Consider the following 7,512-nt stretch of genomic DNA (forward strand, 5'->3'; position numbering starts at 1 on the left):
ACCCGGCGCATCACCTTGCCGCTGCTGTTGTGCGGCAGGTGGTCGTCGAACACGATCTCCTTGGGCGCCAGGCCGCCCAGCCGTCGGCGCGAGAACGCCACGAGGTCGCGGCGCAGGTCCTCGTCCGCGGGCGTCCCGGGACGCACGGTGACGTAGGCGCGGACCAGCTCGCCGGCGAGCTCGTCGGGCATGCCGATGACGCCCGCCTCCACGACCGCCGGGTGCTCCAGCAGCGCCGACTCGACCTCGAACGGTCCGATCAGGTGACCGGCGGACTTGATCACGTCGTCCGCGCGGCCCACGAACCACAGGTAGCCGTCGGCGTCCACGCTGGCCAGGTCGCCGCTGAGGTACCAGCCGTCGGCGAAGCAGGCCTGGTAGCGCTCCTCGTCGTCGAGGTAGGCGCGGAACATCGACGGCCAGCCGGCCCGGACCGCGAGCTCACCGGACTCCCCGACGGCGGCACGGGTGACGTGGCCGTCCTCGACCCGGGCCCGGCCGTTGTCGCCGAGCGCGAGCGGCGCCACCTCGACGCCGGGCATCGGCCGCCCCATCGACCCGGGACGGATCGGCATGCCGGGGTAGTTGCTGACCATGATCGCACCGGTCTCGGTCTGCCACCAGTTGTCGTGGATCGGCAGGTCCAACGCCTCCTGGCCCCAGCGGATCACCTCGGGGTTGAGCGCCTCCCCGACGCTGGCGATGTGCCGCAACGCGCTCAGGTCGTGCTCGCGGGGGAGGTCGGCGCCGTACCGCATCAGCATCCGCAGCGCGGTCGGGGCGGTGTACCAGACGTTCACCCGCTGCTCGGCGAGGATCCGGTACCACGCGGCCGCGTCGAACTCGCCGGCGTAGCTGATCAGGGTCGCGCCGATCGTGAGCGGCGCGATGATGCCGTACGACGTCCCGGTCACCCAGCCGGGGTCGGCGGTGCACCAGAACACGTCCCCGGGGTGCAGGTCGAGCGCCAGACCCGCGGTCACCCGGTGGCCGACGACGGCGTCGTGCACGTGGACGGCGCCCTTGGGCAGCCCGGTCGTGCCGCTCGTGAAGTGCAGGAGCGCCGGGTCCGAGGGGCCGGTCGGCGCGACCTCGTACTCGGCGGGCTGCTCGGCCATCGCGGCGTCGAAGTCGGTGAGCTCGAACTCGTCGCCGTCGTGCCGCCCGACGAGGACCACGTGGCGCAGGTAGGGCAGCTGGGCCAGCTGCGGCGCGATCTTGCGCCGGTACAGCGACTCGGTGGTCACCAGCACCGGCGCGCGGCTGCGCACCATGCGCTCGCGGACCGGGTCGGGCCCGAAGGAGGAGAACAGCGGGGAGAACACGGCTCCCGCCTTGAGGGTGCCCAGGCACACGACGTACTGCTCGTGCTGGCGGCCGAGCAGCGAGACCACGCACTCGCCGCGGCGCACCCCGAGCGAGCCGAGGAGGTGGGCGAACCGGCTGGTCTCCTGGCGCAGCTGGGCGTAGGTGATGGGGGTCGTCGTGCCGTCGGCGGCGACGAAGCGGATCGCGACGTGGTCGCCGCGGCCCTCGTCGACGTGCCGGTCGACGGCCTCGTAGGCGATGTTGAGGCCGCGGCCGCCGGGGAGCCGGGCGAGCTCCTCGCGAGCGTGGTCCCAGGTGAATCCCCGCACGAGATCGCGGTAGCCGGGTGACGCCGGTTGTGCGGGTTCGAGCTCGGGTCGGGTGCTGGCCATGGCCTCCGACCTCCTTCGGTCGTCTCCTGCCAGTCTGTGGATCCTTCGACCCCGATCCGGAAGAGGCAAAGGTCCCCGCCGGCCCCGGCGATCTACCCGAACGGTGCTGGGAGGCGGCAGCTCGGGCCCTCGGTCTCACGCCACCCTGCCGGCCGGCTCTCCGATCAGGGAAGAAGGTCTCCCGGCGCTGGGCCGTGGTGCTCTGTCTGGGCGCGCGCCGCCCGGGTGACCGTGGAGGGGACAGGACGGGAGGTGTCCACGATGTTCCTCGACCGGATCGACGGTGGCCGGCGGCTGGCCGCGCTGCTCGAGCACGTCGCGGGCACGAACGTCGTGGTCATCGGGCTGCCGCGCGGGGGCGTGCCGGTGGCCGCCGAGGTGGCCTACCAGCTGCGCGCACCCCTGGACGTGATCGTCGTGCGCAAGCCCGGTCTGCCGGGGGAGCCGGAGCTGGACAAGCAGGAGCGGGCCGCACTGCGCGACCGGGCCACCGAGCTGCGCCGCGGCCGCTCGCCGCTCGACCTGTCCGGCAAGGTCGCGCTGATCGTCGACGACGGCATCGCCAGCGGCGGCACCGCGTCGGCCGCGTGCGCGGTCGCGCGCGAGGTGGGGGCGGCGTACGTCGTCGTCGCGACGCCGGTCGCCGCGCCCGGCCTCAACGCGCGCGCCCTGGGCGCGGACGAGCTCGTGTACGTCGAGATGCCGGCCGAGTTCAGCACGGTCGGCAGCCACTACCAGGACTTCCGGCCCATCACCGACGAGCAGGTGGTCCGGCTGCTCGACCGCGGTCGGGGGAGCAGCGCCGACGCCGACCCGAGCGGTCGCACCGTCCGCATCCCCGTCCCCGGCGCGATCCTCGCGGGCACGCTGCGGATCCCCGACCACCCGCGCGGCGTGATCGTCTTCGCCCACGGCAGCGGCAGCAGCCGGCACAGCCCCCGCAACGTGCACGTCGCCCGGCGGTTGACCCGTGCCGGGTTCGCGACGCTGCTGCTCGACCTGCTCACCCCGGCCGAGGAGTCCTCCTGCGACCGCGTGTTCGACGTGGACGGGCTGGCGGACCGGCTCACGAACGCGACCGACTGGCTCGGCGAGTACCCCGGACTGGCGGGGCTGCCGATCGGCTACTTCGGCGCCAGCACGGGCGCGGCGGCCGCGCTCCGCTCGGCGGCCGACCTGGACGGGGCGATCAGCGCGGTCGTCTCCCGTGGCGGCCGGCCGGACCTCGCCGGCGACGCGCTGGCCCGGGTGACCGCGCCCACACTGCTGGTGGTCGGCGGTGCCGACCCGACCGTCCTGGAGCTGAACCGCTGGGCCGCCGCCCGGCTGCACTGCCAGCGGCGCGTCACGGTCGTGCCGGGTGCGACCCACCTGTTCTCCGAGCCGGACTCGCTGGAGCGGGTGTGCGAGCTGGCCAAGGAGTGGTTCGGCCTCCACCTGGCGCAGCGGGCGTCCTCCGGCCCGGCCGTGGCCGGCGCGCGCGGCTGACCGCGGAGCGCGCGGCCTGCTCGAGGCGCACGTACGCCGCGCGGCAGGCGACGCCCACCGCGAGGGAGGCGACGATCGCGAGCACGGGCCGGCCCGACGCCTCCAGGCCGGGGTAGACCTGCCAGTGGGTCAGGTAGATCCACAGCGAGGCGCTCGCGACGACGCCCAGCGGGCGGGACAGGCGCGTGGGCACCGGCACCGGGCGGGCACGTACGAGCAGCACGACACCGGCGCCGACGATCGCGGTCCGCAGCGGCTCGTCGGGGAAGAACCCCAGGAGTCCGACCGCCGGGACCAACACGACGAGCGCGCGTCCGGCGGGAGTGCGGGCCTCGGCGATCGCCCAGCCGAGCGCGAGCAGCCACAGGCTGCCGGCCAGGGTGTACTTCTCGGTGCCGTCCGCGCCGGCGCCGACCACGGCGTACCGGAGTGCGAGCGTGGCCGCGAGCACGACCAGGGCCGTGCCGAACGGGCGCCGGCGCTGCCACCGGTCGAGCGACGGGACGGCGAGCAGCAAGGCGGTCGCCAGCGTCCCCCAGACCAGGACCTCCAGGAACCAGAACTGCCAGTCGTCGCTCCACGCCCGGCCGCCCAGGAGGCCGTTGAGGTAGAGGGCCGTGGCCGGTCGGTACTGACCCGTGAGCGCCGCGCAGCCGGCGATCCACAGGGAGGCCGGCACGACCACCCCGGCCAGCGTGCCGAGCAGCCGATGGGTGCGGGCACGTCGGCCCCCGACGGCCAGCCCGAAGCGTGCCAGGTGGTAGCCGGCGACGACCAGCAGCAGGTGCGCCCCGCCCTGGAGCTGGAGCAGGTCGACGTGGGTGAGCACGACGAGCGTGATCGCGACCGCGCGCAGCACGACACCGAGCTCGACCGGCGCGACCAGCCGGCGCGCCGGCCGGGCGTCGCGCGCGAGCGACTCGATCGAACGGCGCGGCCAGTCCGGCGGCAGGTGCCCGATCCGGGCCGCCAGCCGGGTGGAGACCTCGACGAACGAGAGCGAGTCGCCACCGAGGCCGACGAAGCTGTCGTGCACGGTGGCGTCCGGGCGACCGAGGAGCACGGCGTAGAGGTCGCGCAGCCCGGCGGCGTCGTACGCCGTCTCCCCGGTGTCGGGCAGCGCCACCCGCTCCGCGGCCGCGGCCTGGCGCAGGAGCGCGGCGTAGTCGCACTTGCCGGAGCCGGTCGTCGGGGTCGAGTCGACGTGGTGCGTGGTCACGGCGCCGGCCGGGATCGCGGCGAGGCGGGCGACGTGGGCACCGAGCCGCTGGCGGTCGCGCGGTCGTGTGGTGAACGCGTGGAGCGCGTCCCCCAGCGCCACCACCCGGGCGGGGGTGCCGGCCTCGGACAGCCGCTGCTCGATGCGGTCGAGGTCCAGCCGCAGGCCGAAGACCTTCGCCGTGCGGTTGCGCCGGCCGACGATCTCCCACAGGCCGTCGGCGCCGCGGCGGGCGAGATCACCGGTGCGGAGCTCGGCCAGCTCGGAGCCGCGGGCGAGGTCGGCCGGGCCCTCGGCGTACCCCATCATGACGTTCGGGCCGCTGTAGACGAGTTCGCCGACGCCGGGCTCGCCGTCGGGGAGCGGGTCGAGCCGCAGGGACCCGCCCGGGACCGCGATGCCGATCGCCTCGGGGCGCGCGTGGGCGAGCGAGGGCGGCAGGTAGGCGATCCGGGCGGTCGCCTCGGTCTGTCCGTACATGACGAACAGGTCCCAACCGCGCCGTTGCCCGAGCTCGGCGTACCGCACCACGGTCTCGGGCGCGAGCCGCCCGCCGGCCTGGGTGACGTAGCGCAGGTGCGGCAGGTCGCGGTCGGCGAACCCGCTCGCGTCGAGCAGGTCGAACGTGTACGGCACGCCCGCGAACGTCGTCGCCCGATGGGTGGCGGCCAGGTCCCAGAAGCACTCGTCGGCGACGGAGAGGTCGGTGAGCACGACGGCGGCACCGGCGAGGAGGTGGCTGTTGAGCACCGACAGGCCGTAGCAGTAGTGCAGCGGCAGCGAGGTGAGGGCGCGGTCGGAGCGGCGGATGCCGAGGTAGTCGGCGATGCTCCGGGCGTTGGCGGTGATGTTGGTGCGCGAGAGGCGCACCAGCTTGGGCGAGCCCGTCGACCCCGAGGTGGAGAGCAGGAGCGCCAGGTCCGGGTGGAGGTCCGGGTGGAGGTCCGGCGCGACGCCGTCGGGCCCGAGCGCGCGGTCTCCGGCGGCCGTGGCGACCGTGCGCGGCCGGTAGCGGGAGAGGATCTCGTCGTGGGCGCCGCTGTGCTGGGCGGGCCCGACGACGAGCACGGGACGGTGCAGCGCGAGGGCGGCGAGGTAGGTGACGACGCTGTCGAGGTCGTTCGACATCTCCAGCAGCAACAGGTGGTGCGGGTCGCCGAGGGACCGGGCCCGCCGGGCCACCAGCGCGGCGAGGTCCGCGTAGGTGAGGGTGGTGCCGTCCGTGATGAGCGCCGGGTCGGCCGGCCGTCCACCGAGCAGGGTCAGGTCGAGGTCGCCGCACGGTACGCCGGCGACGGAGACGACCTGCTCGGTGGTCACGAGCCGGCCTCGGGGTCGAAGCACCGGACCTCGCCGGTGACGACGAGCCGGACCCGGTCGCCGGGGCGGGGCAGCGACTCGGCCGCCGTGCGGGCGGTGATCGGCTCGAGATGGCCCGGGACCCGGGCCCGGACGGTCGCGTCGTGGCCGAAGAAGCTCACGTCGACGACCTCGGCGTCGACGCCCGCGGTCGTGCCGGTCGGCCGCACCTGCACCTGCTCGGGCCGCAGCGCCAACGTGACGGGGCCCGGAGGCGGGTCGCCCGTCACGCGCACGGTGCCGAGCACGCAGGTGGCGAAGCCCGCGCCACCGGAGCCCGCGCCGCCACCGACGTGGCCGGGCAGCAGGGCGGTGTGGCCGAGGAACGAGGCGACCGCCTGGGTGGCCGGGGCCAGGTAGATGGTGCGGGGTGCAGCCGCCTGCAGGAACCGGCCGCCGGCCATGATCGCGACCTGGTCGGCCAGCGACAGCGCCTCGCCCTGGTCGTGAGTGACCAGCAGGGCCGCGGACCCGGTGACCCGCAGCGCCTCCACCACGGCCCGTCCGGTCTCCTCCCGTAGGCCCGCGTCGAGCGAGGAGAACGGCTCGTCGAGCAGCACCAGTGACGGGCGAGCGGCGAGCGCGCGGGCCAGGGCGACCCGCTGCTGCTGGCCCCCGGAGAGGTGCTGGGGGTGACGCGTGCCGAGCCCCGCAGGGAGGCCCACGAGCTCGAGCATCTCGGCGACCCGCTCCTGGGGGCGTCGGCGCTGCGAGCGCGGCAGCCCGAAGGCGATGTTGTGGGCCACGTCGAGATGCGGGAACAACGCCCCCTCCTGGGGGACGTAGCCGATGTTGCGGTCACGGGGCGGGACCGCACGGCCCGGAGCGGTGACCTCGACGCCCGCGAGCCGGATGGTCCCGGCACCGGGCCGCAGGAAGCCGGCGATCGTGCGCAGCAGCGTCGACTTGCCGCAGCCGGACGACCCGAGCACGGCCGTGATCCCGTCGGTGACGACCAGGTCGACCGCGTGCAGCACGGTCTGGTCGCCGTAGCCCACGGTCAGGCCGCTGACCTCCAGTGCCGGCGTCATCGCGCGGCCACCGTCACCCGGCTGAGCAGCCAGGTCGCCGGCACCGAGAGCAGGATCAGCGCCAGCGCGTAGGGCGCGGCTGCGCCGTACGCGACCGAGGACGCCTTCGACCAGAACTCGGTGGAGAGCGTGGCGGTGCCGGTGGGGGCGAGCAGCAGCGTGGCGGTCAGCTCGGTCGACACCGCCAAGGACACGAGCGCGAAGCCGGCGGCGAGGCCCGGTGCGACCAAGGGCAGGGTCACCCGGACGCCGGCGGCCGCGCGGCTGCAGCCGAGGCTGCGGGCCACCTCCTCGAGCACCGGCGGCGCGAGCTCCATGGTCGGGCGGAGGCTGACGACGGCACGCGGCAGGAACAAGATGACGTAGCCGACCACGAGCAGGGGCAGCGTCTGGTAGAGGTCGGGCACCGCGCGGATGGACACGGTCACCAGGGCCAGGGCGACGACGATGCCGGGCATCGCGCTGGCGGTGTAGGTGCCCCGCTCGAGGGCGGTGGTGAGCCGGCCGCGGTGGCGCACGGCGAGCCAGGCGACCGGGCTCGCGGCGGCGGTGGCGACCAGGCCGGCGACCACCGCGAGGCCGACGGAGGTGGCGATCGCCGAGGTCAGGTCGGGCAGGTCGAACCGGGTCGAGGAGCCGCGCAGCAGCCAGCGGCCGAGGTTGAGCAGGGGTACGCCGATCGAGAGCACCACGAGGGCCGCCAGGCCACCGGTGG

Annotated in this window: 4 protein-coding genes and 1 pseudogene; 1 reads left to right on the plus strand and 4 read right to left on the minus strand. The window is 75.1% G+C overall.

Annotated elements, in window-relative coordinates; translation table 11 throughout:
- On the minus strand, positions 1 to 1,700 hold a 1,700-nt coding region (gene acsA / locus VGD85_RS10635), incomplete at its 3' end, for an acetate--CoA ligase (RefSeq protein ID WP_331063412.1).
- Positions 1,701 to 1,961: 261 nt separating this feature from the next.
- Here acsA and VGD85_RS10640 point away from each other — a divergent pair.
- Positions 1,962 to 3,032: pseudogene (locus tag VGD85_RS10640) on the plus strand (phosphoribosyltransferase family protein); the annotation flags it as partial.
- A gap of 13 nt (positions 3,033 to 3,045) precedes the next feature.
- Here the strand turns inward: VGD85_RS10640 and VGD85_RS10645 are convergent.
- From VGD85_RS10645 to VGD85_RS10655, 3 genes are all read right to left on the minus strand, one after another.
- The gene (locus VGD85_RS10645; protein WP_331063413.1) at positions 3,046 to 5,727 is read right to left on the minus strand and encodes an AMP-binding protein; all 2,682 of its coding nucleotides are present in this window, start codon (positions 5,725 to 5,727) and stop codon (positions 3,046 to 3,048) included.
- Complete coding sequence (locus VGD85_RS10650) at positions 5,724 to 6,797, minus strand: ABC transporter ATP-binding protein (RefSeq protein WP_331063414.1); 1,074 nt, start codon at positions 6,795 to 6,797, stop codon at positions 5,724 to 5,726. Before VGD85_RS10650 ends, VGD85_RS10645 begins: the two co-directional genes overlap by 4 nt.
- Positions 6,794 to 7,512 (minus strand): ABC transporter permease (locus tag VGD85_RS10655; protein ID WP_331063415.1); only part of this gene is annotated, 719 nt, incomplete at its 5' end. The genes VGD85_RS10650 and VGD85_RS10655, both read right to left, overlap by 4 nt.

Source organism: Nocardioides sp. (assembly GCF_036401255.1).
Classification (GTDB): domain Bacteria; phylum Actinomycetota; class Actinomycetes; order Propionibacteriales; family Nocardioidaceae; genus Nocardioides.